The organism is Streptomyces sp. NPDC127038 (assembly GCF_042725875.1).
In the GTDB taxonomy this organism is placed as follows: Bacteria; Actinomycetota; Actinomycetes; order Streptomycetales; family Streptomycetaceae; genus Streptomyces.
Genome location: NZ_JBHXDQ010000018.1, coordinates 78,201 through 102,331, shown reverse-complemented (window position 1 = coordinate 102,331; position 24,131 = coordinate 78,201). Strand labels below are relative to the sequence as shown.

17 protein-coding genes and 1 pseudogene are annotated in these 24,131 nt (G+C 72.0%); 2 read left to right on the top strand and 16 right to left on the bottom strand.

The annotated features are described in order from the left end of the window. Positions 1 to 55: 55 nt before the first annotated feature. Together ACFWI4_RS15970 and ACFWI4_RS15965 are read right to left on the bottom strand one after the other, a co-directional pair. Positions 56 to 2,089: an SPFH domain-containing protein gene (locus tag ACFWI4_RS15970; protein ID WP_385398076.1), complete on the bottom strand. Its 2,034-nt coding sequence runs from the start codon at positions 2,087 to 2,089 to the stop codon at positions 56 to 58. Positions 2,090 to 2,124: 35 nt separating this feature from the next. Then, entirely contained in the window at positions 2,125 to 2,613 is a 489-nt protein-coding gene (locus ACFWI4_RS15965) for a hypothetical protein (protein WP_387195988.1), read from the bottom strand. A gap of 239 nt (positions 2,614 to 2,852) precedes the next feature. Between ACFWI4_RS15965 and ACFWI4_RS15960 the strand changes: the two genes are divergently transcribed. Further along, positions 2,853 to 3,911 carry a PucR family transcriptional regulator gene (locus ACFWI4_RS15960; RefSeq protein ID WP_385398080.1) on the top strand — a complete coding sequence of 353 codons (1,059 nt, stop codon included), beginning with the start codon at positions 2,853 to 2,855 and terminating at the stop codon, positions 3,909 to 3,911. A gap of 90 nt (positions 3,912 to 4,001) precedes the next feature. Here ACFWI4_RS15960 and ACFWI4_RS15955 read toward each other — a convergent pair whose 3' ends face one another. Together ACFWI4_RS15955 and ACFWI4_RS15950 are read right to left on the bottom strand one after the other, a co-directional pair. Then, positions 4,002 to 4,523, bottom strand: coding sequence for an RICIN domain-containing protein (locus ACFWI4_RS15955; RefSeq protein WP_387195986.1), 522 nt, complete (start codon positions 4,521 to 4,523; stop codon positions 4,002 to 4,004). A gap of 89 nt (positions 4,524 to 4,612) precedes the next feature. Then, positions 4,613 to 5,512 (bottom strand): aegerolysin family protein, encoded by a 900-nt coding sequence (locus tag ACFWI4_RS15950; protein ID WP_387195983.1) that lies wholly within the window; start codon positions 5,510 to 5,512, stop codon positions 4,613 to 4,615. A 354-nt stretch (positions 5,513 to 5,866) separates the two neighbouring features. On the opposite strand from ACFWI4_RS15950, the pseudogene ACFWI4_RS15945 reads away from it, so the two are divergent. Continuing rightward, positions 5,867 to 7,402: pseudogene (locus ACFWI4_RS15945) on the top strand (BTAD domain-containing putative transcriptional regulator); the annotation flags it as partial. A 1,281-nt stretch (positions 7,403 to 8,683) separates the two neighbouring features. Here the strand turns inward: ACFWI4_RS15945 and ACFWI4_RS15940 are convergent. From ACFWI4_RS15940 to ACFWI4_RS15885, 12 genes are all read right to left on the bottom strand, one after another. Beyond that, on the bottom strand, positions 8,684 to 9,790 hold the full coding sequence (locus tag ACFWI4_RS15940; RefSeq protein ID WP_387195980.1) for a hypothetical protein: 1,107 nt from the start codon (positions 9,788 to 9,790) through the stop codon (positions 8,684 to 8,686). A 361-nt stretch (positions 9,791 to 10,151) separates the two neighbouring features. After that, complete coding sequence (locus ACFWI4_RS15935) at positions 10,152 to 11,351, bottom strand: NAD(P)/FAD-dependent oxidoreductase (RefSeq protein ID WP_387195977.1); 1,200 nt, start codon at positions 11,349 to 11,351, stop codon at positions 10,152 to 10,154. A gap of 121 nt (positions 11,352 to 11,472) precedes the next feature. Then, a complete protein-coding gene (gene sigJ / locus ACFWI4_RS15930; protein ID WP_387195974.1) occupies positions 11,473 to 12,417 on the bottom strand; it encodes an RNA polymerase sigma factor SigJ in 945 nt (314 codons plus the stop codon). 91 nt (positions 12,418 to 12,508) lie between these two features. After that, positions 12,509 to 13,654 carry a DegT/DnrJ/EryC1/StrS family aminotransferase gene (locus tag ACFWI4_RS15925; RefSeq protein WP_387195971.1) on the bottom strand — a complete coding sequence of 382 codons (1,146 nt, stop codon included), beginning with the start codon at positions 13,652 to 13,654 and terminating at the stop codon, positions 12,509 to 12,511. Positions 13,655 to 14,009: 355 nt separating this feature from the next. Further along, positions 14,010 to 15,776, bottom strand: a complete 1,767-nt coding sequence (locus tag ACFWI4_RS15920) for an ATP-binding cassette domain-containing protein (protein ID WP_387196026.1) — start codon at positions 15,774 to 15,776, stop codon at positions 14,010 to 14,012. A gap of 182 nt (positions 15,777 to 15,958) precedes the next feature. Beyond that, positions 15,959 to 16,840 (bottom strand): phosphotransferase, encoded by an 882-nt coding sequence (locus tag ACFWI4_RS15915; RefSeq protein WP_387195968.1) that lies wholly within the window; start codon positions 16,838 to 16,840, stop codon positions 15,959 to 15,961. An 870-nt stretch (positions 16,841 to 17,710) separates the two neighbouring features. Then, positions 17,711 to 18,100: a GntR family transcriptional regulator gene (locus ACFWI4_RS15910; protein ID WP_387195965.1), complete on the bottom strand. Its 390-nt coding sequence runs from the start codon at positions 18,098 to 18,100 to the stop codon at positions 17,711 to 17,713. After that, the gene (locus ACFWI4_RS15905) at positions 18,094 to 19,059 is read right to left on the bottom strand and encodes a DUF1648 domain-containing protein (RefSeq protein WP_387195962.1); all 966 of its coding nucleotides are present in this window, start codon (positions 19,057 to 19,059) and stop codon (positions 18,094 to 18,096) included. Before ACFWI4_RS15905 ends, ACFWI4_RS15910 begins: the two co-directional genes overlap by 7 nt. 144 nt (positions 19,060 to 19,203) lie before the next feature. After that, on the bottom strand, positions 19,204 to 19,608 hold the full coding sequence (locus ACFWI4_RS15900) for a VOC family protein (RefSeq protein WP_387195959.1): 405 nt from the start codon (positions 19,606 to 19,608) through the stop codon (positions 19,204 to 19,206). Positions 19,609 to 20,002: 394 nt separating this feature from the next. Next, entirely contained in the window at positions 20,003 to 20,761 is a 759-nt protein-coding gene (locus ACFWI4_RS15895) for a hypothetical protein (protein WP_385406090.1), read from the bottom strand. After that, positions 20,758 to 21,234 (bottom strand): hypothetical protein, encoded by a 477-nt coding sequence (locus ACFWI4_RS15890; protein ID WP_387195956.1) that lies wholly within the window; start codon positions 21,232 to 21,234, stop codon positions 20,758 to 20,760. The genes ACFWI4_RS15895 and ACFWI4_RS15890 overlap by 4 nt, the downstream gene beginning before the upstream one ends. A gap of 24 nt (positions 21,235 to 21,258) precedes the next feature. Beyond that, on the bottom strand, positions 21,259 to 23,484 hold the full coding sequence (locus ACFWI4_RS15885; protein WP_387196023.1) for a glycoside hydrolase domain-containing protein: 2,226 nt from the start codon (positions 23,482 to 23,484) through the stop codon (positions 21,259 to 21,261). Positions 23,485 to 24,131: the final 647 nt, after the last annotated feature.

Here is a 24,131-nt window from a genome sequence, read left to right as displayed (position 1 = left end):
CGGGAGGTGCGGGCCGGAGCCGCCGTCCCCTGTGCGGCGGCTCCGGCGGCGGTCGTCAGACCCGCGTGGTGCCGTTGAGCGCCGCGATCGGGGTGTCGGCGAGGCCGAGTTCACCCGCCTGGTCGAGAAGGCGCTGAGCGGGGGCGACGAGCGCTCCGTCCGACTTCATGAGTTTCATCAGCAGCGCGGAGAGCGTGAGGTTCTGCACGTCGGCCCTGGCGACCGAGCCGAGGACGCGGGTGAGGTCGTCGGTGAAGCTCGACGTGCCGTCCAGCCACGGCTTGGCGAGTGCCTGGGCGGTTCCCGAGTTCTCGACGAAGCCGTCGAGCGACTTGCCGAGCGCGATCGAGGACATCAGCCGGTCGAAGAAGACCGACTCGCCGCCGACGATGTCGATGTCGGCGTTCTCAAGGCCGGTGGCGAGCACCGTGGCCTGGGCCTCGGCGACCTGGCGCTGGACGTCGAGCCCGGCGAGCCGGATCTCCTTCTCGGCCTCCAGGCGCAGCCGGTACTCCTCGTGGCCGCGCGAGGCGTCGTCGAGGGCGGCCATCGCGGCGGCCTTCTCGGTGAGGCCGGCCGCTTCGGCCTTGAGCTTCTCTCCGATGGCCATGGCCTCCGCGAGCGCCTTGGCCTGGGTGCCCTGGGCCTCGGCGAGCAGCCGGGCCTCGGTGGCCACGGCCTCGGCGCGGCCGGCCTTCTCGATGACCTCGGCCTCCTTGTCGCGGACCTGGACGGCCGCGAGCCCTTCGGCGGCGGCCTCGGCCTGGACGCCCTCGGCCCGGCGCAGCTTGGCCTTCGCCTCCAGGTCGGCGGACCTCAACTGGGCCTCGGCCAGGGTGATCTGCTCGGCGGCGCGGTGGGTGGCGGCCTGTTCGGCGGCTTCCGCGGCCTTGATGTCCTTGACCAGTTTCTCCTGCGCCTCGGCCTCGGCGGCGATGATCACGGCCTGACGGTCGCGTTCCGCGGCCTCGACGGCCCGCAGTTTCTTGATGGACTCCTCCTGCTCGGCGACCGTCCGGTCCACGGCGACCCGCTCGCGGATGACCTCGGCGATGTCCCGCCTCTCGGCCTCGACCTCCTTCTCGGCGGCGATCCGGGTCAGCTGCGTCTCCCGTTCACGCCCGATGACTTCGAGGAGCCGGTCCTTCTCGATGCGCTCGTTCTCGATGGCGATCACGCGCTCGCGGTTCTTCGCGGCGACCGCGACCTCGCGCGCCTGGTTCTCCCGCTGGATGCCCAACTGCTCCTCGGTGCGCAGGAAGGCGCCCTGCGCGCGCAGCCGCTCCTCCTCCACCACCCGCGCGGTCTCGGCCTCCTCGCGCGCCCGTACGGTGTCGATCTCCCGCCTCTGTTTGATCTCGGCGTCGGCCTGCCTGCGCTCCAGTTCCAGGATCGCCTCGCGTGCGTCGACGTCCTGGCGGGTGATCTCCTTCTGTTCGTTGCGCTGGGCCTCGTTGGTGCGGACGTGCTCGACGGCCGTCAGTTCGGTGATCTTGCGGATGCCCTGGGCGTCGAGGACGTTCGCCGGGTCGAGCTGGGTGAGCGGCGTCTGCTCCAGGTAGTCGATCGCCGCGTCCTCCAGGTGGTAGCCGTTGAGGTCGACGCCGATGAGCTCGATGATCTGGTAGCGCAGTTCCTCGCGCTTGGTGTAGAGGTCGGTGAAGTCCATCTGCTTGCCGACGGTCTTCAGGGCCTCGGAGAACTTCGCGTGGAACAGTTCCTGGAGGGTGTCCCGGTCGCTGGCCCGGGCGGTGCCGACGGCCTGGGCGACCTTGATGACGTCCTCGACGGTCTTGTTGACCCGGACGAAGAACGAGATCCGGATGTCCGCGCGGATGTTGTCCCGGCAGATGAGTCCCTCACGGCCGGTGCGGGTGATCTCGATGGTCTTCACCGAGATGTCCATGACCTCGGCCTTGTGCAGCACGGGCAGCACGATCTGCCCGGTGAAGGTCACGTCGACCTTGCGTGTCTGGGAGACGATCAGCGCCTTGCCCTGCTCGACCTTGCGGAAGAGCCGGGAGAAGGCGAGCAGCAGGAGGAAGGCGGCGAACAGCAGGGCGGCGGCGAGCACGCCGATGGCAGCCATGTCATAGATCCTTGGGACGTAAGGGAGTTGAGACGTCAGGTGGCTGGCGGGGCGGTCGCTTCGGGATACGGATCCGGGGGCGCGGTCCCGCGTCCCGTGTGACCCGGCGGCGCGTCGGCCGTCGGCGTGCGCGGCGGGACCCGGGGGCACCGGGTCGTCGGGGTGCCGGGGAAGAGGCGGTGCAGCGGGCGCACGATCAGACAGGTCAGCCGCCAGGCGACGAGCAACGCGCCCCCGGGCGCCGCCAGATGGAGCGCGACGGCCGTGGGCCCCGAGGTGTCCAGCAGGGCGAACAGGGCGGTCACACCGACGTCGACGAGCCAGGCGAGCGCCGTGAGCAGCGACAGCGCGACGGACACGGGCACCCCGCCCATGCCCAAGGCCTGGAGGTCGACGTCCGCGTCGAAGGTGTCCACGGCCACGGCGCCGACGGCGGCCAGCAGCCAGAAGCACACGGACACGGCGAGTGCGGCGGTGAAGAGGATTCCCGGCAGGCCGGTCGCGGCCTCCACGGACGCACCCATCTCCCCCACCCTCTTCCCCCGCGCGATGCCCTCGGCGGCGCACCGCTCCCCTCCGGGTTCCGGGCCGGGCACCACCTGCCGGTGTCCGGCACCAGAACCTTCGCAGTGCTCCCCGCACGTCATGGTGCACGGCCGGGGCACGGACACGCATTGCCGATTCCCGGCAGTGTTCACTAGGGTCTGCATGCCGGTGAACCGCTAAGAACCCGTCACCGGCACGTCAGGATTCGGGGGACGACGTGACCGAGCGGGAGAATCTCGCCGACTATCTGCACGGGTATGCCGAGATCCTGGCCGGGGTGTCGGCCAGCGGCCGGCGTCTCACCCGTGAGGAGATCGAGACCCGGCGGGCCCTGGGGGAAGCGGCGGCGGACGCCGGTCACGGGCTGCGGGCCCTCGTCCGCGCGCACCTGGGCGCCGCGCGTTCCGCGTGGCCGCACGGCGCGGGCTCCGCCGAGATCGCGCTCGCGACCGTGGAGCAGGTGATAGACGCCTTCGCGGAAGGCTACGAACGTGCCCAGCGCCACGCCGTGCGCCACGAGGAGTCCGCACGCCGTGAGTTCATCGAGGACCTGCTGTACGGCCGCAGCGATCTGGGGCGTCTCGCCGAGCGCGCCGAACGCTTCGGCCTGCGGCTGTCGCGCGCGCACGCGGTCGCCGTGGCCCAGGGCCCGGCCTCCTACGCCGAGGGCGGTCCGGAACCACGGCAGGTGGAGCGTGCCCTCATCGGCCGCTTCGGCGACCGCAACATCCTGATCACGACCAAGGACGGCCGGCTGCTGTGCATCGCGCCCGGCCATCAGGACGAGGTCCTCGCCTACTTCGCCAAGCAGGCCTACGCGGCGACCGAGGGCGTCCGGATCGCGATAGGCCGGCCCCAGCCGGGCCCCGGCGGCGTCGTCCACTCGTACGAGGAGGCGCTGAACGCCCTCGAACTGGGCGAGCGTCTCGGTCTCGACGAAGCGGTGCTGCGCGCCGCCGACCTGCTCGTCTATCCGGTGCTGACGCGTGACCGCCAGGCGATGGCCGACCTCGTCCTCGACGCTCTCGGGCCGCTCACCACGGCCCGCGGGGGCGCCCAGGTTCTCCTGGACACCCTGACCGCGTACTTCGAGTGCGGCTGCGTCGCGGCCGAGGCCGCCCGTCGCCTGAGTCTGAGCGTGCGCGCCCTGACGTACCGCCTGGAGCGGATCCACAAGCTCACCGGCAGCAACCCGGCCGATCCCGCCCACCGGTACACGCTCCAGACCGCGGTGATCGGGGCACGGCTGCTGGACTGGCCCGCCCAGGACCTCTGACCCGCGCCCGGGGCCGCCGGCCGCACGACGGCGGCGGCCGGCGGAATCGGCCGGCGGCCCGGGGGGCTTCGGTACGGGTGAACTCCCCTACTACGGGAGCGTGTTGACCATGTACCACCAGTAGGCGTTGACGGCTCCGAGCACCGTGCCGGCGGCGGTGTACGCCAGGTAGCGGCCCGTGGCCTTGTTCCGCAGCCCGAAGGTGCCGGACGGGCCGGCGACCTTGAACCAGTGGGAGGCGTCACCGGTGGCGTCCGAGACGAGGACTCCCCCGCCCACGTTCTGGAGCCGCTCCCTGTTCCCGTGGATGTCCAGGTTCACCAGCGAGATGGAGCCGTCGCCGTTGGTGGTCGTCTGCCAGACGGCGTTGTCGCGTGCGTCTCCGTACCAGAGCCGGCTGGACCTGCACTCGACCGATCCGAAGTAGTCGGCGTCACCGAGCCACAGGTCAGGGGTGTCCTGCGGGGCCAGCACATAGGTGTTCGACGGCGCGGTGGCGGCCGCGGGCGCGCGGCCGGACGGCGCGGTGTCGGCGGGCAGGGCCACGGCGGAACCGGCCGTGAGCACGGCCAGGGCGGCGGCGCATGCCAGCGCAACGGTGTAGCGGGACATCAGCGTCCTTTCGCTCTCGCACAACAGGAGCAACTGTGGCGCGGGGGAATGCGGTGGGTGGAAACGGCCGTCGGGAGAGGCGCGCGTCGTCAGTTCTTCAGCACGGTGAAGGTGACCGCGGCGTTGTCACCTCCGCCGCCGTCCTGGCGGCAGCTGTATCCGTCGGGCGGCGAGCAGACGTACTGGTCCCAGGAGACGGTGACGGTGCCGACGTTGAGCATGTTGTAGACGGCCGTTCCCTGCGTCCCCGTCGCGAAGCCGTTCGACTCGGACTGCCAGATCGCGTTGGACATCGGGTAGACGTGGTCCGGCGGGAGCAGGTTCTCGCTCCACGTTCCGTGCACCAGGCTCGACGAGGTGCGCAGCATTTCGTTGGGCGTACGGTTCTGGAGCGTGACGTGCGTGCTGCGTGCCGCGGAGGCCGACCGCGGGCCGCGGGAGGCGACGGCACCGGCCTTGCCGCTGATGGTGAACCACACCTCCGTGTTGTTGCCGCTGCCTCCGGTGGTCGCGCAGGTGTAGCCGGCGGGCGCCGTGCAGCTGTAACTGTTGCTGCCCGCGTACGGGTTGTCCCAGTGGATGGAGACCTCACCGGCGTTGCCGACGGAGTAGCGGACCTCGCCTTCCGTCCCGGTCATCAGCCCCGAGGAATGGGAGCCCCAGACGACCGCGGCCCCGCCGTCGATGGCCTCGGGGGGCGTGTCGTCGTCCCAGACCCCGTGGGACAGCGACGAGTAGTTGCGGTACAGGGTCGTGGTGGTGCCGTTGCTGATGTGCACCCGGGTGCTGCGGGCCGACTGCGCCGACACCGGGGACGCCTGTGCCGTGCCGTGCCCGGCCACGGTGGCGTGCCCGGTCGCGGCGGCGGAGCTGCCGGCCGAGGCGAACACGGCCACGGCGGCCAGGCCGGTCGCGGCCAGGGTGCCGCTCGCGGTCACCGCCCTGCGTACCGCGCTCCGGCCCCTGCGAAGACGTGCGCTGTGTGACATTGCGCCTCCTGATGCTCGGTTCTGGCTTCCGGGAAAGAAGCCTGCCGAGGAGGCCTAACGAGGGTGTAACGCCCAGCAGGGGCACCAGAGTTGTCCGCCCGTTAGCCCCGTTAGGTCGCCGGCGGGCCGGCCTCGGTCCTCGCCCGGCCCGGGACACGAACAATTGAATTCGGTACCAACGATTCGGCGTCCACACCGCATTCCCAACACCCTTTCGGACCAGTGGTGTTGCCGTACACACGCGGACTCGGTGGCAGGGATCACAGGCTCTTTGGGCAACCCGAAAAGTTCTGGACGGAATTGAAGGGACGATTGTCCAATTCCCAGTCTGCGGACCCGCTTTCGCGGCTGGGCATGCTTGTCTGGCCTTCGGTGAATGTCCGCCCGGACGACATGGCCAAGGGGACAATGCTGATGGAATTCCGGCTTCTCGGGCCGGTTTCGGCTTTCACGGGTGACAGCGAGGTGCCGCTCGGCCCTCCCAAGCGCCGGGCCGTGCTCGCGCTGCTCCTGCTCGCGGACGGCACACCCGTCAGCGCCGAACGGATCATCGACGCGCTGTGGGACTCCCGGCCACCCACCCATGCCCGCACCATCGTCTACGGCCATGTGTCCGCGCTGCGCGGACTGATGCGGACGGCGCCCGCGGCCGAACTCGTCACCGGGAGCGGGGGCTACGCCCTGCGCGCCGCTGCGGACTCGGTGGACGTACGGCGCTTTCACGACCTGGCGCGCCGCGCCACGGCCGTCCCCGCCGCGGAGCGGGCCGCGCTCCTCGCCGAGGCCCTCGGTCTGTGGCGGGGACGGGCACTTTGCGGGATCGGTGACAGCCCTTCGCTGTCGGCGGCCGCCGACCGGCTGGCGGAGGAGCGCCTGGTCGCGCTGGAACGGTACGCCGACGCCCTGCACGCGTGCGGCGACGGGGCGGACGCGCTCACCCTGCTGCGGCCCGCGGCCGAGGAGCACCCGCTGCGCGAGTCCCTGATCGCCGCCACGGTCCGCGCCCTGCACGCCGCCGACCGCCAGGGCGACGCCCTCGCCCTCCACCACCGCACCCGGCAACTCCTCTCCCGGGAGCTGGGCGTCGATCCCGGCCCCGCGCTGTCGACGGCGTACCTCGACGTCCTGCACTCCCGGCCACCCGGCCCCGCCCTCAACGGCACACTCCAGCCGGTCGCGCCCGGACAGCGGCCGGGAGCGAACCCGGTCACGCCCGGACCGCCCCGAGGAGCGAACCCCGCCGCACCCCCGCGTCCCGGCCCGCCGGTCCCCTGCCTCCTGCCGCGCACCCCGGCCGGGTTCACCGGCCGCACCGCCGACCTCGCCCGGCTGACCGCCCTCGCACCGGCCGGCACCGCCACCCTGAGCGTGGTGACCGGGCCGGCCGGTGTCGGCAAGACCTCGCTGGCCCTGCACTGGGCGCACGCGCACGCCGACGACTTCCCCGACGGGATCCTCTACGCCGACCTGCACACCCTCGAACCGGACGGCACCGGCACTGCGCATGCCGGCGTCCTGCACGACTTCCTGTCGGCCCTCGCCGTCGAGGAGGAACGCCTGCCACGGCACGTGCGCGGTGCCGAGACCCTCTACCGCTCCCTGCTGGCCGACCGGCGCGCGCTGATCGTGCTCGACAACGCCCGTGACTCGGCGCAGGTCCGTCCGCTGCTGCCCGGAACACCCCGGTGCACGGTGCTGGTCACCAGCCGCCACCGGCTCGAAGGGCTGGTGGCCACCGACTGCGCCCGGCTGCTGCCGCTTCGGCGCCTGGCGCCCGCGGACGGCGTACGCGTGCTCAGCGGTGCCATCGGCGCGTCGCGCGTGGCCGCCGAACCCGCCGCCGCCGAGGAGCTGTCCGCCCTGTGCGACGGCCTGCCGCTGGCACTGCGGCTGGCCGCCGCCCGGATCGTGGCGCGGCCCCGGCTGACCCTCCGCGCGATGGCCGACGACCTGGCCGACGAACACCAGCGCCTGTCCCTGCTCGCCACCGAGGACCTCGGCGTCGCGGCCACCCTGCGCCTGAGCGTCCAACGGCTGCCCGCGGCCGGGGCCCTGCTGTTTCGCCAACTGGCCCTGCACGTCGGCTCCGAACTCGACGCCGGTGCCGCGGCGGCGCTCGGCGGATTGCAGCCCGCCGCCGCGCGCGCCGCACTGGAGGAGCTGGCCGCGGCCCACCTGGTCGAGGAACGGTCCGGTGGCCGCTACCTCATGCACGATCTCGTACGGCTGTACGCGCGCTCCCTGTCGGAGCAGGCGGACCCGACGGGCCTCGAACGCCTGCTGCTGCACTATCTGGCCGCCGCGCAGGCCGCCGCGTCCGCGGTCGAACCGGGCAGCCAGCCGTGCTGCTCCCTGCCCGCGCAGGCGTCCCCGCCCGGTCCGCCGCCGGTGTTCGCCGACCGCGCCGAGGCGATGGCCTGGTACGTCACCGAGCGTGCGAACCTCACCGCCGCGGTGTCCGCGGCGGCCCGGGCCGGGCGTCCGGAACTTGCCTGGCGCCTCGCCGTCCAGTTGTGGCCGCTGATCGTGCGGCAGGTCCACGACGGCTGGGAGCCGACGCTCGAACACGGCCTCGCGGCCGCCGTCGCGCTGGGCGACACCGACGCCGAGTCGCGGCTGCGTTCCCTGCTGGGCTGGGTCCTCACCGAGAACGGACGGCACCAGGCAGCACTGTCGCACCTCAGCCGCGCTCCCGCTCTGGCCCTCCGGGCCGGGGACCGGCGCGGGCAGGTGATCGCCCTGATCAACTGGGCGGCCGCGCTTGAGCACACGGGGGAGCTGGCCGAGGCCGGCATCCGGCGCGAGGAGGCGGCCGAGATGGCCCGCTCCCTGGCCCACCCCCACACCGAGACGCTGGCCCTGTACCACCTGGCGGCCCACCTTCTGACCGTCGGCCGCCCCCGCGCCGCCCTCGACCGGTGCCGGCACGCCCTGACCCTCGCCCCACGCGAGCAGTCCGCCGAGCGCCGGGCCCTGCTCCTCACCACCTGCGGAAACGCCCTGCGGGCCCTCGGCCGGGACATCGAGGCCGAGCACTGCCTCCAACAGGCCGCGGCCCTCTGCGGGGAACCGGACGCGGCCCGCGACCACGCGCCCGGGGGCGGTCACCGCCGCCGGGTCGCGCCCGGTGGACCGAGACCCGAAGAGAAGCGGGGTCCGGCCGCAGGGCGGCTAGAAGAGGTTGGCGGAGGGACCTCGTGCGAGGTTGTCGAGGATCGCCCCCAGCCACGGCCTGCGCACGGCCGGCAGCCGGACCAAGGTGTGCCGGAACGTCTCCCGGTCCGCCCGGAAGGGACGGTTCGGGAGCAGCGGGAGCGGGTCGTCGCGGAGGACGTCCCGGGGTAGACGACCCGACGCGGGAAACGGCAGATGCGGCCGGGGAGACACCAGCGACAACCACACCCCCAACGGCAGGGGCACCAGACAGGCCGACGCGGTCGGGTCGGCGGGAGCCCAGGTCTGCCCCGTCCGGGGATGGATCGGTACGAGGAGGATGTCGGCGCCCGCTTCCGGGGCCGGTCGTCCCGGTCCGGCGAGGACGGCGTGTCGCTCCGGGGTGCCCACGGGCAGCAGGGCGTCGAGCGCCCGCCGGAACAGATCCGCGGTCAACCCGTCCGGGACCGTCACAGGCCGCCCTCGGGAGGCGACCAGCAGGTGCGCGAGGGCATGGCCGCCCGCCGCCTCCCACCGCGGACTCCACGACCAGTAGTGGCTCGCCCCCAGCCGCCCTCCCCAGGTGGCGATCGGCTCGAACGGGGGCGTCCGCTCCCCCGTCTCCGCCAGCTCGGCCCAGGAGGGCGACGGAACGGGAGGGCCCTCGACGGGGACTCGGCGCACGGAGTCCGGGGTGAGCCGCACCGCCTGCCAGAGCGAACAGTCGTCGATCCTGGTCGCCACGGGCAGGTCGCACGCCAGGCAGGCCATGTTGGGCCCGTCGGCTCCGTCGAGGCCACAACAGGCACCGCCGCGCTTCTCGGGGATCAGCCGGGTTCCACGGACATCACCGGGCGCGACGACACTCGCCCCGGGCGTGCCGTCGGAGAGGGCATAGACCGGTCCGTAGACGCCGCGCGCCTCCGCCTCACCCGGACCGAGCTGCTCCCACCTCCGCCACGGCCCTCCCCAGGGCTCCGGATCCACGGCGAACGTCCCCGACCGCATCAGCACAGGCAGCTGGGCCCCGTTCCCGTACTGCTGACGGGCATGAACTGGCAGCGCGACCTGGAACAGCGGCACGGTCAGTTCGGCGCCGCATCCCCCACACACGAAAACGAACAAACACCCTCCACCCGGAAAACAGCCGCATCCTCGCAGCTCGGCGGCAGTCGGCCAACGTGTTTTCCGGGGCGTGGCGGATCGACGACGTGGGAGCGAGTCGCGAGAATGCCGAAAAAAGACCCCGCCCCGCGGAACGCGGGGCGGGGTCTTCGTGGAGCGCCGGGCAGGCCTTGCACCTGCATTTCCCCGCAGGAAGCGGGGCGTCTTTCCTTGGACCACCAACGCAGCACCGGACCGGAGGTGTTCGCTCCGACCAGCTCAAGATCAATCGTAGCGTATGGCCGGAGGTCGGCAAAGGCGCTGACGACGTGCTCGTCCGGTGCGGCCCGGTGCGCTGGTTCGGGGTCGTCGGAGGGGGCGGTCAGGCGGCTGTCGCCTTCGCGTCGGTGCGGTCCTGGGTGCGCGGGCCGGCGACACGGCGACGCCTGGACGGCATGCGCAGTGTCGGGTTGGCGACGCCCCAGGCCGCGCCCTTGCAGACGAGTTCCTTGTAGAGGGCGGCCGTGCGGCCCGTCAGGGTGCGGTCGACGGCCCGGTCGTCGGCGGTGACGAACTGGATCAGGCCCTCGGCGCGGCCGAGGGAGACGCACTGCTGGTAGTAGCGGATCGAGACCCGCGGGACCTTGGAGCCGGTGAGGCGGGCGGCGATGGCGTCGGCGGCCTGCCAGGCCATGGGGACGCCCGAGGCGCAGGACATGCGCAGCGGCTTGCCGCCGGGTCCGGTGGCCAGCGCGGCGTCGCCGATGGCGTACACGTCGGGGTGGGACCGCGAGCGCATCGTGGCGTCGACCATGATCTGGCCGTGCCCGGTGGTCTCCAGGCTGGTGGCGCGGGCGATGGGGTGGACGGCGAACCCTGTGGTCCAGACCGTGACCGCGGCGGGAAGGCTGCGGCCGTCGGCGGTCGCCACCGCGTCCTCGGTCACGGCGGTGACCGCCGCGTTCTCGTGGACCTCGATGCCGAGCCGGTCGGTCACCTTGCGCAGATGGGCCCGGCCCCCGGCCGAGAGCCAGTCGCCGAGGGCGCCGCGGGCGACCAGGGACACGTCGAGGTCCGGGTACGCCTCGGCGATCTCGGTCGCGGCCTCCACGCCCGTCAGACCGCCGCCGACGACGACCACGGGCCGTCCGGCGTCCAGGGCGGCGAGGCGCTCGCGCAGACGGCGGGCGCCCGGGCGGCCGGCGATCTCGTGGGCGTGTTCGGCGACGCCGGGGACGTCTCCGGCGTTCCAGCCGCTGCCGAGCGCGTAGACGAGGGTGTCGTAGGCGAGTTCCGCCGGGCCGTCCGCGCCGGTGACGGAGACCGCCTTGCGGTCGGCGTCCACGGCGGTGACCTTGGCGAGCCTCAGCTCCACGCCCGTACCGGCGAGCATCTCGGCGAGCGGGCGCGGCCTGAGATCCTGGCCGGTGGCGAGCTGGTGCATCCGGACGCGCTCGACGAAGTCGGCCTCGGGGTTGACCAGGGTGATGGAGACGTCCTCGCGGTGCAGCCGCCTGGCCAGGCGGCCCGCGGCGGTGGCTCCGGTGTAGCCGGCGCCGAGGACGACGATGCGGTGCTGCATGTCCGTGCTCCTGTCGGGAGGGGTGCGCCGTTGTCCGGCGTGGTGTCGCCCCTTGAACCGGGCAGCCCGGTGTTTCCTGACAGGATTCGAGAGTGACCTGCGTCACATCGGACGGAAGCGGTCAGAGCGTGCAGAACGGGTCCTCCCCGTGACCGGCGGCGGCCCACTGCTCGGTCGCACGGACGAGTTTGTCGGGGTTGACCTGACTGCGGACCGCCACGATGCCGTCGGCGGTGACCTCCAGGCAGCTGATCCCGACGACCCGGCCGTCCACGACCGCGACGATCGCGGGCCCGCCGTTGGCGATCGCGGCGTGCATCTCGGCCGCGCCGCCGACGTACTTCCGTTTGGCCTCGCTGGGCTTGAACAGGCCGCGCAGGAAGGTCGCAACCGCGCGGGCACCCTCGAAGGCCTTCGCGCGGGCCGGGATCTTGCCGCCGCCGTCCCCGACCGCCACGGCGTCCTGGGTGAGCAGACGGATCAGTGGTTCGGTACGGCCGCTGGTGGCCGCCGTCAGGAACTCCTCCACGATCCGCCGGGCGGCGGCCTCGTCGACCTCGGTGCGGGCCCTGCCCTCGGCGAGGTGCTTCTTGGCCCGGTGGTGGATCTGCTGGCCCGCCGCCTCGGTGATGTCCAGGATCTCGGCGATCTCCCGGTGCGAGTAGCCGAAGGCCTCCCGCAGGACGTACACCGCCCGCTCCTTGGGCGCGAGGCGCTCCAGCAGGACCAGGACGGCGTACGAGACCGATTCGCGCTGCTCGACGGTGTCGGCGGGGCCGAGCATCGTGTCCCCGTCGAGCAGCGGCTCGGGGAGCCACTGGCCGACGTACGTCTCGCGCCGGGCGCGGGCCGAAGTGAGCAGGTTGAGACAGAAGTTGGTGAGGACCTTGGTCAGCCAGGCCTCGGGCACCTCGATCCGCCCGGTGTCGGCCGCCTGCCAGCGCAGGAACGTCTCCTGTACGGCGTCCTCCGCGTCGCCCGACGAGCCGAGCAGCCGGTAGGCGATGGCCTCCAGCCGCGGCCTGGCAGTCTCGAACCGGTCCACGTCGCTCGCGATCAGGGCCATGCCCCGATCCTAGGCGTTCACGCCGCCGCGCCGCCGGGGAGGTCGGCCCTTCGGCGCGCCCGAGTCCCTGACATGCCTGATGCGCGCCCGCTCAGCCGCCCGCGCAGAACGCGGTGACGGCACGGATGACATGTCCGTCCTCGGCGTCCGTGAGCTCGGGGTAGGCGGGCAGACACAGCCGCTGTCGGGCCGCGGCCGAGCGCGCGGAGACAAGGCTGCGATGCTCGATCTCCCGGAACGCGGGCTGCTCGGGAAGGAGGTAGGGGTAGACCTGTTCGGCCTCGATGCCCTCGGACGCGAGGTGGGCGGTGAGCGCGGGGATGTCCTCGCAGCCGATCGCGTACTTGTAGAACGCGTGGACGTGTCCGTCCTGCACCACGGGTGTCTCCAGGGGCAGGCTCGCGAACGCCTCCGTGTAGCGGCGGGCGATCGTGTTGCGGCGGTCGGTCCAGGAGGGCAGCAGGGCCAGTTGCGCGGTGAGAAGGCCCGCGTTGACCTCGCCGAGGCGGGCGCGATGGCCGCGCACGTGGTGGAGATGCCGGTCCCCGCGGTCGCGGCCCATGTCGGTGAGCCGGCGAAGTGCGCGGGCGCGTTCGGCGGTGGTGGTCAGGACGGCTCCGGCGTCGTCGATGCCGCCGATGTTCTTGCCCACCCAGAAGGAGAAACAGCCGTAGTCGCCCCAGGTTCCGGCCGCCCTGCCGTCGAGGCGGGCACCGGGAGCCTGCGCGCAGTCCTCGACGACCGTGAGCCGGTGGCGTGCGGCGATCTCGTTGATCGCGGGCATGTCCGCCATGTGACCGTGCAGATGCACCGGGATCACCGCCCTGGTGCGAGGGGTGATCGCCGTTTCCATGGCCTTGGGACACAGCGTGAGGGTGGGCTCGGTGACATCCACGATCACCGGGACCGCCCCGACGGCGCCGACGGCGAACGCGGTCGCCGCGAAGGTGGCGGCCGGGACGACCACCTCGTCCCCGGCGCGGACCCCGGCCGCCCGCAGGGCCAGCGTGAGCGCCTGCGTGCAGGAGGTCGTGGCCACCGCGTGGCCGCCCCAGGCCCGGCCGAGCGCCTCCTCCAACCGCCGGGTCTGTGCGCCATGGTGGAACGTCCCGGCGTCGATCACCTCGTCCGTGATCCGGTGGATCGTCCGCCGCAGCGCGGCCACCCGCCGGGCGTGGCCCTCGGCCGGAACGGTGAAGGCCGGGGTACGGCCGTCAGACTCGGTGCTGATTCCCATGGGCGAGTCCTGTCTGTGTGCGATGAGGCGACTGCCTTCCAAGATCAATTCGGCCATGCGTACACCCGGCGCACGGACGGTCTTCATCCCGTCGGCGGAGCGCACGCCCCGGCAGGGCGGAGCACGCCGGGCGCACTGCCCCGCGCACGGCCCGGAGGTCTGCCAGGCGCACGGCCCCGAGTTCAGCCCAGCGCACAGCCCGGAGTCCGGCCCCGAATTCGGCCCAGCGCACAGCCCGGAGTCCGAAGTCCGGCCTCACTCGACGACTCAACGATTCGGCGACTCGGCGACTCGGCGACTCGACAAAAGGGCGGGGCCGCTCCGGAGCGGCCCCGCCTGCGGGGTGTGACGGACGTCAGCGGTCCTGGGCGAGGGCGTGCAGTTCGCCCAGCAGGCTCCCTTCCGTGGCGACCAGCGCGTCGAAGGTGCCCTCCTCGCGGATGCGTCCCTGTTCGAGGACGATGACGCGGTCGGCCATCCGCACGTTGTCCAGACGGTGCGTGACGACCACGGTGATCCGGTCCGGGGCCATCGCGCGGAGCTCGCGGAAGATCAGGTGCTCGCCGCGGGCGTCCATCTCGCTGGTCGGCTCGTCCAGGACGAGCACGGCCGGCTGCCGGTACATCGCCCGTGCGCACGCCAGCCGCTGCCACTGCCCGCCGGACAGTTCGTGCCCGCCCCACACCGAGCGGGCCAGCAGGGTGTCGAGCCGGTCCGGGAGCCCCTGGAGCGCCGCGGTCATACCGACACGTTCCGCGGCCTCCCAGACGCGTTCGTCGCCGTGTTCGGACGGCTGGCCGAGGGTGATGTTCTCCCGGGCGCGCAGCGGCCAGTGCCCGTTCTTCTGGGGGACGAGCCCGACGTGCCGCCAGGCCGATTCGGCGTCGGTGGAGGCGAGGTCGGTGTCGTCCCAGCGGACGGTTCCGCCGGTGGGTACGGTCAGCCCGGTGAGCAGTCGGATCAGGGTCGACTTGCCCGCGCCGTTCTCGCCGACGAGTGCGACGACCTCCCCGCGGTTGAGGGTGAGCGTCGTCGGGTGCAGCGCGGGCGTGTCCTTGCCCGGGTAGGTGAACTCGGCCTCGGAGAGATGGATGTGCTGCGGCGCCCTGGCCCGGACGGTGCCCCGGGCCGTGGTCATCGAGCGGACCTCGTCGACGAAGGTGTAGTAGTCGCTGAGGTAGAGGCCGTGGTGGAACATCACCGCGCCGTACCGCACGATGGAGTTGAGGGCGCGCCCGGCGGTCTGCGAGGCGACGATCGCGGTGCCGGCGATCGCCGTGGACATCGCCCCGGACAGGACGAGAGCGGCCAGCGCCGCCCACATGCCGAGGGTGAACAGACCGGCCAGGGTGGCCGCGAGGAGGGTCACCAGCAAGTACGGCCTGGCTCCTTCGAGTTCGCGTCCCTCGACCCGGTCGCACATCGCCCGGTACCAGGAATGCAGGTAGGGGCGCATGGTGTTGGCTCGCAGTTCGTCGGCGAGCTCGGAGGTGGTGAGCCACCAGCGCATCATGCCGCGCACGGTGCGGGCGGACAGGGTGCGGTCGTGGACGCGGTAGTCGATGCGCGCCGCGATCACTCCGCCCAGCCCTCTGGGCACGACCGACAGGAGCAGGACTCCGAGCAGCAGGGGATGCAGCGAGGTGAGGACGGTCGCGGCGGAGACCAGTTGGACGAAGCCGTTGGTGAGTGTCTTGGCGTCGTCGGCGAGGTCGACCGCGCGCAGGGCGCCGATCTCCGCGGCCTGGCTGCGGTCGGTGAACCCTTCGGTGTCGTACGCGGACAGCTCGGCCTTCATGTGGAGGTCGACCAGGGTGAGATCGGCGGCGGAGGCGATCTTCGGGTTCAGACGGCGGGTGGCCCAGTCCGCGAGGATCCACATCCCGGCGCCCGCGGCCATCGCGGCGACCGCGACGGCGAGCGCGGGCCACGCCTGGCGCAGCCCGCTACGGGCGTCGAAGGCGGTGAGGTGGGGAAGGGCCCGGGAGACCGCGGTGAGCAAGACGGCGGTGCCGAGGCCGGACAGCAGCTGGCACACGATGATCGTGAGCGTCATGCGCCGGTCGACGGACCAGGCAAGGCGGGCCGACTGGGCGAGCGCCATCGGGATCCGGCGGGCCATGTCCCACAGGGTGGCGTCGTCCATGGCCCGGCGGTGCTTGCGCCCGTTGTAGTCGAGTTCGGGCGGGGCCGTGGGCCGCGGACTCGCCGCGCGTGCGGCGGGCACGGCGGCCGGGTCGCCGCCCGCGTCCGGGGTCTGCGGTACGTCGGACACCGGCCGTCCGCCGGTGATGCGGAGGCGTTTCACGCGAACACCCCCGTCATCAGCCGGTGAAGGGTGCGCTGCCCGCGCGCGGCGGCGTCCGGATCGTCGTGCGCCGCGCCCGGGGTGAGGGCACGTACCGCGTCCAGGCCTGCGAGGCAGGTGAGCGCGTGCTGCTCCTGCGGGGTCAGCTCGCGTCCGTATCCGCCGAGGAAGGCGCCGCGCAGGCGTGGCCGGTCGGCCCACACCCCGCAGGCCAAGGTCACGAAGTCCTGGACGACGGGCGCGAATCGGGACCGTGCGAAGCCGACCCAGGCGGCGCGCCCCGACCAGAGCAGGTTCCTCGGTCCGGCGGCGCCGTGGATGAACCCGAGGGGCAGCGGTCCGGCGTGACGCAGCCGGCCGGCCAGATGGCGTACGAGGGTGTGCTGCGCCGGTGTCAGCCGGTCCCCGGCCTCTTCGAGGTGCCGGTCGGCCCTGTGCGCGGCGGATTGCAGGGCGCCCTCGGCCTCGGCGCGCCAGTGGCCGGTGAGGTCACCGGCGGTGTGGAGCCGGGCCAGGAGCAGACCGCCCTGCCGGTGGGCCTCGTACTCCTCGGCGGCCGTGAGCGGGAGTTCCTTCGCCGGGCGGCCGGGCACGGCGGTCGTCAGGAGCGCCAGGTGCTCGGCGCTGGACGCGTGCAACTGGGGCGCGCGGCCGGCTCCGAGCGCGGGCGCCGCGTGCCGCAGGGCGAACGTCTCGCGTTCGTACATCCGCGCGGTGGCGGAGACCTTCAGATAGAAGCGGCGGCCGTCGCCGCGCACGAGTTCCCACACCCGGGGGTTCTGTCGCGAGTGCGAGGCGTCCCGGGCCGGGGCGGCGCCGGCGAGCTCGCGTTCGGCCCAGCCGCGCAGGGGCGTGGGAAGTGTTGTCGCCTCGCTCATGCCCCCCACCTCGGTGACGGTCGTGACGCGGATGCGAACGGGGCGCGGCGCGCGTCCGCCGGACGCCTGGACACCACGGGTCCGGCGGTCAGGCCGGGAGGATTTTCGAACGCGGGGTGGGCGGCGAGAAGGGGGCGTACGGGATTCACGGTTCTCTCCTCGGTAGGGATCGGGTGGAGCACCCCGGACAACGCGGCTGATCACAGGGCCGATACGGGGTGCACCGGGCGACGGTTCGGGCGCAGGTTCGATATCCGGCGCTACGGGCAAGCGCGGCAGGCGCCGCCGCTCGTTCGATTCACTCGGCCAGGCGACAGAGGCGAAGGCGTGACCCGAGCGGGGGATTGTGTGAGGGCGTCGAGAGCACCGGTCTCCTGAGTGGTTCGTGACGGGACTGCGGGAGGGAACCTTCGGTCACGCCACTGACAGTTCGGCGGGTGCGGTGCCACGATCCGGACAATCCGAGCGGCCGGCCCGAGGCCGGGAGCGGGCCTCGGAGGGGCCGCCCGGCCTGGGACGAAGCCGGGAGAAAGGATTCTCGAACCGGCGGCCGGATCCCCGGAGTTCGGGGGTCGCCAAGATGGCTTGAACTGCCTGGACCGCGGTGCGGGCGGGGCCCGATTCCAGCGTGGCGGCCCGCGGCGGGGGCGGTCGGCGGCTAACGTCAGCACCTTCGGCGTCGGTCACCCGGGACCGCGCGGCAGAGGCCAGGAGGAACTCGTGCCGCGGGCCGGCGGGATGCGGATCGACGGTGTCGAGGATCGGCCCCGGTCGCTGAGCACCGCGCTGCCGCAAGGCAATTGACGTGGCGTCAGCGATCAGTGGACGGAGCGGTTCACTGGGGATGCCGCCGGTGAACTCCGGCGTCGGCTAGCGATCGGGCGTGGCCGCGACGGCCGGTGAGCCGTCCAGGCCGCTCCGCACCAGGGTGATCAATTCCTCGTCGGTGAGGCCGAGTTCGCGGGCCTGGGTGACGAGGTCGTGCACGGATTCGGTGAGCCGGGCGTGGCGGGCGACGCCGGGGGCCGCGGTGACCAGCGCGCCCCGGCCCCTGCGCAGCTCGATCAGGCCCTCGTCACGGAGTCGTTGGTAGCCGCGGAGCACCGTGTGCACGTTGACGTTCAGGGACGCGGCGACCTCGCGGGCGGGCGGCAGCCGCTCCCCCGGGGCCACGGATCCTTCGGCGATCGCTCCGCGTACACAGGCGGCGATCTGCTCGCCCAGGGGTACGGGCGAGTCGGGTTGTACACGGATCAGCATTCCTGTGAGCGCTCCTCCGCGCGACGGTTCACCAGGCCGTTGAGCAGCGCGGCCGCGGTCGTCGCGTCGTCGACGGTGACCACGTATTCGCGTCCCTTCGCCGTGCGGACCGACAGGGCCTCGCCCGAGCGCAGCACCACGCCCCGCCGGTGCGGGAGGATCCGGTATCCCCAGCCGCCGAAGTCTCCCATGGCGTCGATCCGTGCGCTGCCGGCGTCGGCGATGGCGTCGAGGGGCACGGCCAGCCGGGGCCTGGGCAGCATCGTCGAGGCGACCGTGAGTCCGCGCCGGTCGACGGTGACGCGTACGGCGGCGATCGGCGCGCAGGCCAGACCGAGGACGAACAGCGGCAGGCCCACCTGCCAGGGGCCGGACACCGCGGTGAGCAGGCCGCCGAGGGTGACGGCGGCGGCCGGGACCAGCAGTGCGCGGGTCACGACGGTACGGCTCCAGGCCGCCACCTCGCCCTCGACGAGCGGCAGCGAGGCGGTCGGCGGCGCGGTCGAGGGGCGCGGCGCGGCCTTGGCCAGCCGGCGGATCAGCGCGCCGGTGGCCGCGCAGACGAGGAGCAACAGGACGGCGGGGAGCCAGACGGGCAGTCGCGCACCGGCCGGGTCGTGGACGCCCGCGTCGGCGTCGGCGACGACGGTGGCGATCAGCGGGCAGCCGAGGAGGACCGCCGTTCCGGCGCCGAGTGCGGCGGTCAGCCGTGCGCCCGTCTTCTTCGTGGCGACCGCGGCGAGGACGGTGAACAGCACGCCGACGCCGATCGTGAGACCGATGCCGGACCACAGGGCGGCGTCGCGGCTCATGAAGCCGTCGGCCGTGCCGTCCAGGGCGAAGTGGGTCGCCATCCGGCCGGGGAGCCGGTCGCGGTTCGCCCGGAAGAGGCCTGCGTAGACAGCCGCGGCCACGGCGAACGGACCTGCCGCCAGAGCGCACCTGCGGATGGTGGTCAACTGAACTCCCCCTCGTCATTGTTTGCATTCAAGTAGAACAATGCCACAGGGTCGGAGCGCTACGGAAGGCGGAGTCCCGTCGACGGCCGCTCGGGCGGCCGGACACCGGAACGGGACCGCGCGCGGGCGGGTCCGCCGGGGGTGTCAGGAGTTCGTCCAGCCGCGGGTGCTCAGGACCAGCCGGTAGCCGTCGGGGTCCTCGACAGTGGCTCCCCAGGTGTCCCAGTAGGGGTTACGGGCCCGCACGCGCCGGCCGCCGTGGGCCTCCAGGCGCGTCAGCAGCTCGTGCGGCACCTGTTCGTCGAGGTAGACGACGAGCAGGTCCTCCTCGGTGGGTCGTGGCGCAACGGCGGCGTCGTGGACGAGTTCGAGGTGCCAGGAGGCGTCCGGCCAGCCCACCATGAGCAGATCGTGCCGGTCGGGTCCGCCGTCGGCGTGGGCCCGGAACAGCACGGTCAGTCCGAGCCCGCCGGCCCAGAAGCGTTCGGCCGCCGCGAGGTCACGCGAAGGCCGGGCGATACGGACATGACTCTGACCGTCGGCGGGCATGGAGGGCTCCTCGGTATCGGGTGTCGATCACTTTCTGGTCGAGGAGCCTATGCAGGGGTGCCGGTCGCGGCATCGGCCCGAAGTCGCGGGGCCGCTCGGCCGCGAGCCCTACGCCTCCGGTCCGGTCGACGCGAACGCCTGGATCACGGGGGCAGGACAAAAAAGACCCTGCCCCGCGGAACGCGGGACAGGGTCTTCATGGAGCGCCGGGCAGGCCTTGCACCTGCATTTCCCCGCAGGAAGCGGGGCGTCTTTCCTTGGACCACCAACGCAGCACCGGACCGGAGGTGTTCGCTCCGACCAGCTCAAGATCAATCGTAGCGCATGCCCGGAGGGGTCGGTACCGAGATCCGGTCCGCGGTTTCCAGCCCGCGGACCGGGTCCCGGAGGTGCCTCAGGCCTGTCGTGCGGCGAGGCGTCTGGCCGCCGAACGGCGCTTGGGCAGGAGCGGGTCGACCACGACGCCGGACCCCATGCCCGGGGTGTAGTTCCACTCCCTCACCTTGTCCGCGACGCGGGTCAGGCTCTCGTCGCCGGGCGCCACGTCGACGTAGAAGAGGGATTCGTCCGGCTTGGCATCGTCGCCGCCCCAGCGGACGGTTCCTTCGAGGTCGGCGAGGATGTCGCGGACCACGAGTTCCTGCTGGGGGAAGAAGCCGCCGCGGGCGCCGCTCGGGTAGTGCTCCGGGCGGATCTGCACCGCGGTGCCGGACGCCTGGTTGGACTCGGCCAGGCCCTTGCGGAGCGTGCCGGGAGAGCGCCAGCCCACGACATCGCCCTTGCGCAGCTCGTCGATCTCGTAGTGGAAGCGGCGGACGACGTGGACAAGCAGGGTCTCCACCTCGCCCATGCGTACGGCGACGCCCGTCAGCGGGGTGCCGGGAACGGGCCGGGTGAAGACGTTGCCGCCTTCGTCCGCGGCGCGCTCCATCTCCCAGCCGTTGCGCGACGGCTTACCGGTCAGGACGCGCTTGTCCCGGGCCTTCGCGCGGCGGACGGCCTCGCGGACCTTGGCCGGGTCGGGTCCGCGGCCGGCGGCGTAGGCCGGGGAGGCGAGGAACTCGGAGGCGGGCAGGGACGTGGCCAGCGCCGCGGTGGCGATCACCGCCGTACGGGTGAGGAACGTACGGCGTGACGGCTGGGGGGTGTTCAACTGATGTCCTCTTTCTTGAGATCGGTCCTGGCTCGCCGCTCGGATTCGAGGGCCGCGAAGACTCCGAGAACGACAGCGATCAGCGCCAGCCCCAGCACGGCGGGGTTGACGTACTCCGGGACGGCGGCCGCGTACGAACCGCCGCCGGTGACATGGCAGTTCAGCTGCAGCGGCACGAGGGAGACGTCGACGCCGGAGATGTGCGCCGCCTGCGCCGCGGGCACCGCGTCCCGGCACGCCTGGGTCGTCATCGTCTCGTCGCGGACCAGGTGGACCGCGCCCCAGACGTACATCAGGGCCGTCGCCGCCGCGGCGAGGGCGGCGCAGGCACGCAGCCAGAGGCCAAGGTCCGCCTGCCGGACACCGCGCCGGGCCAGCGAACTGGCGCCGTACACCGCGGATGTCACCGCGACGAGCAGGCCGATGAGAAGGACGGGCAGGATCACGGCCAGGCTGGGCTGATCGTTGTTCATGAAGTCTCGCTCACCGCTTGGAGGTCACTGGTTCCGGATGATGCCGTTGTACTTCTCGAAGACCTGGTAAAGCCCCATGCGCTTGGTCGCGTGCGCGACCGCCTCGTCTCCCCAGCCCTGGTAGCGCCGCAGCACTTCGAAGATCTCGGTCTCGGTGTAGTCGAGGCGCATGGAGCGCAGGACCGTCTCCCCGGCCGGGGGGTTCTTGCCGCCCTCCTTGCCCTCCGCGTCCCAGAGGTGGATGAGCGACACGGTCTGGAGGGCGAAGGCGTTGTCCTTGTTGACCTTCTGCCACATGGTCCAGATGTCGTCGTCCTTGGCGGGGTCGAGGACCGTTCCGGAGACGTAACCCTTGTTGATGCAGTGGTTCCAGGCGCGGATGCCGACCTCGCCGCTGATCTGCGCGATGCCCGTGGAGGAGTCGCGGATCGGTGTCATCCCGCCGCCGATACCGGTGTGGTAGTAGGCGACGGCCGCGTCCACGCCCTGGTCGATGATGTCGTAGTGGCGCATCTCCCAGTACGCGGAGGTCTGGATCAGCGCCTTGCGCATGTTGTAGCGGTTCGACTGGGCCGTGACCACGGAGTCGTTGGCGAGGATGGTCTCGAAGCACTGCGTGTGGGTGAAGATCTTGTTGCCGCCGTCGTCGGGGAAGCCGATCGACTGCATGTACTTGCCGATGTCGTCGTGCAGCGCGTTGAGGAAGCTGCCGACGAACGGGACGTCCGGGACCATCCCGCGCGGCTTGTCGAAGGAGTTCTCGCCGATGTCCAGGCCCGAGGCGACGTTGTTGTCGATCTCGATCTTCCCGTCGCCGGATCCGACGGTACGGGTCACGATCTGGTCGTAGGCCCAGTCGGGCGGCAGAGGGTAGCCGAAGTTGCCGGAGAAGCCGGACGACATGTCCGAGACGAACGAGGCGGAGGTGTGACCGGCCTCGGACACGCGCGTACACACGTTGCGCGGTCCGTACACACCGATCCTGAAGCGGTTGCCGTCGTCGGTGAGGGCGTCCTGGATGCCCTTGAAGTGGGGCAGGACGTTGCTGGTGATGTCGGCGTCGAGGGCGTCGAAGTCGACGGCGAAGAAGATCCGCGCGCCCGCCTTGAAGCCGTGGTCGAGGGCGGCGTTGACCGCGGCCTGTCCGGCGGCGCGGCCCGCGGGGTAGCTGAAGCTGGAGGCGTCCCGGGCGTAGGTCTGGTAGATCGGGTAGCAGCGCAGGCCGTTGTCCGCGATGGTCTGGAGCTCGCCGGGCTGGATCGCCTTCTCGGGCAGGGACGTCGTGCTCGGATTCGTCAGATAGCGGCCTACGTACTTGACGCCCTCCGCCTTCAGCGCGGCCGCGCGGGCGGCCGTGATCCTGGTGACCCCGTCGCAGGCCTCGCCCTTGCGGGACTGGTCGCCGTAGGAGACGAGGAGCGAGGCCCAGGTGGAGAAGTCGCCCGCTCCGGACACGGGGAGCTTCGCGAACGACTGGAAGGCCCTGACCGCGGTCTGCGTGTCCGAGGTGAAGTCGCCGAAGGCCACGGCCCGCTGATTGAGGATCATCGCGCCGGAGAAGAGCAGCGCCCAGGTGCCGGTGGTACCGGTGGTCACGGTGTGGCTCTTCAGACCGTTCTGGGTGCCGGGACCGAAGACGCCGTTCGCCGTGCCGTCGGCCATGCCGAGCTCGTACTGGATGGCGTAGAGCATCGACTTGGAGACGTCACGGGAGTTGTGGCCGTCGCAGGGGACGATGAAGTAGTCCGCGCGGTTCACATAGCGGCCGTTCATCCACCGCTGCACGCTGCGTATGGCGTCGGTTCCCGAGTTGACGGTCACATAAGCGTCCATGTTCAGCAGGGCCTTGAACACCTTGGGCGTCAGATCGCTCCCGGGGAAGGCCCCGTTGACTCCCATGTCGACCTTCATGGCGGAAATCCCGGACTGTACACGGGAGTTGTACGTGCCGTCGATGTCGCCGCCGTCGTAGCCCTTGCAGTACATGGCGGACTGGATGATCCGGCAGAAGTCCGCCGAGGGCACCGTCGAGGCGTTCAGTTTCGGATACTTGGAGGCGAGCGCGGACAGCGTGGTGGGCCCGAAGGTGTTGGACAGGGTGGCGATTCCCAGTTCGCACTGGAGGGCCCGGGTGAGGGCGTACATGACGGGCCAGCCCGTCTTCCCGTTCTCTTCGACGGTGACGCCGATTCTGCTGCCGTAGACGCTGTTGACGAATTTCTGGGCGCGCAGCACCATCTCGTCGGCCATGGGGTGGTCATGCTCCTTCAAGGATCAAGGGTCACGGATTGGCTGATCACGGGGTGGGAGGATCGCGGGGTGGTGGATCCGGGGCAGGCGGAATCGGAAGCCGGGTCGGGGCAGGTGGAATGGACTCCGCCCGGACCGCTCGCTCGTCGGTTCCTTCGTACGCTCGCCCGCCTGACGTCCGTCCCGTCGCCGGGAAAGGCGGGATCTCACCGGTTCACGTCATCCGCGGAAACGGCGGGCCCGGGTTTCGGCTCGGGGCACGGCTCGGCTCCTGCCTCGGGTTCCGGCTCCGGCCTCAACCCTTGGCCCCGGTTTCCGGCACGCACGGACGGTCGGTTCCGGCGTTCGGGACATCAGGAATTCCGGAGAGCAGCTCAAGGCGCCCACCGGCATGCCCATGGGCACACGGTCGGATTGAGTCCGGGCACGCCGGACAAGAACCTCTTCGGTCGTGTGGGCGTCGGACGTCTCGATCGCCCTGGGACGCCGGTACGGAACCTGTCGCCGGCGGTGGAGTCAGCCGGCCCGGCGGGCGGGTGACCGGACCGGACCCGAGGCGCCGTCGCCGGAAAGGCGAAGGAAAGGCGCAGCCTTGACGGTCGAAATATCTCCGCGCAATCGGAAAGACACCACTGATCCCCATCCCC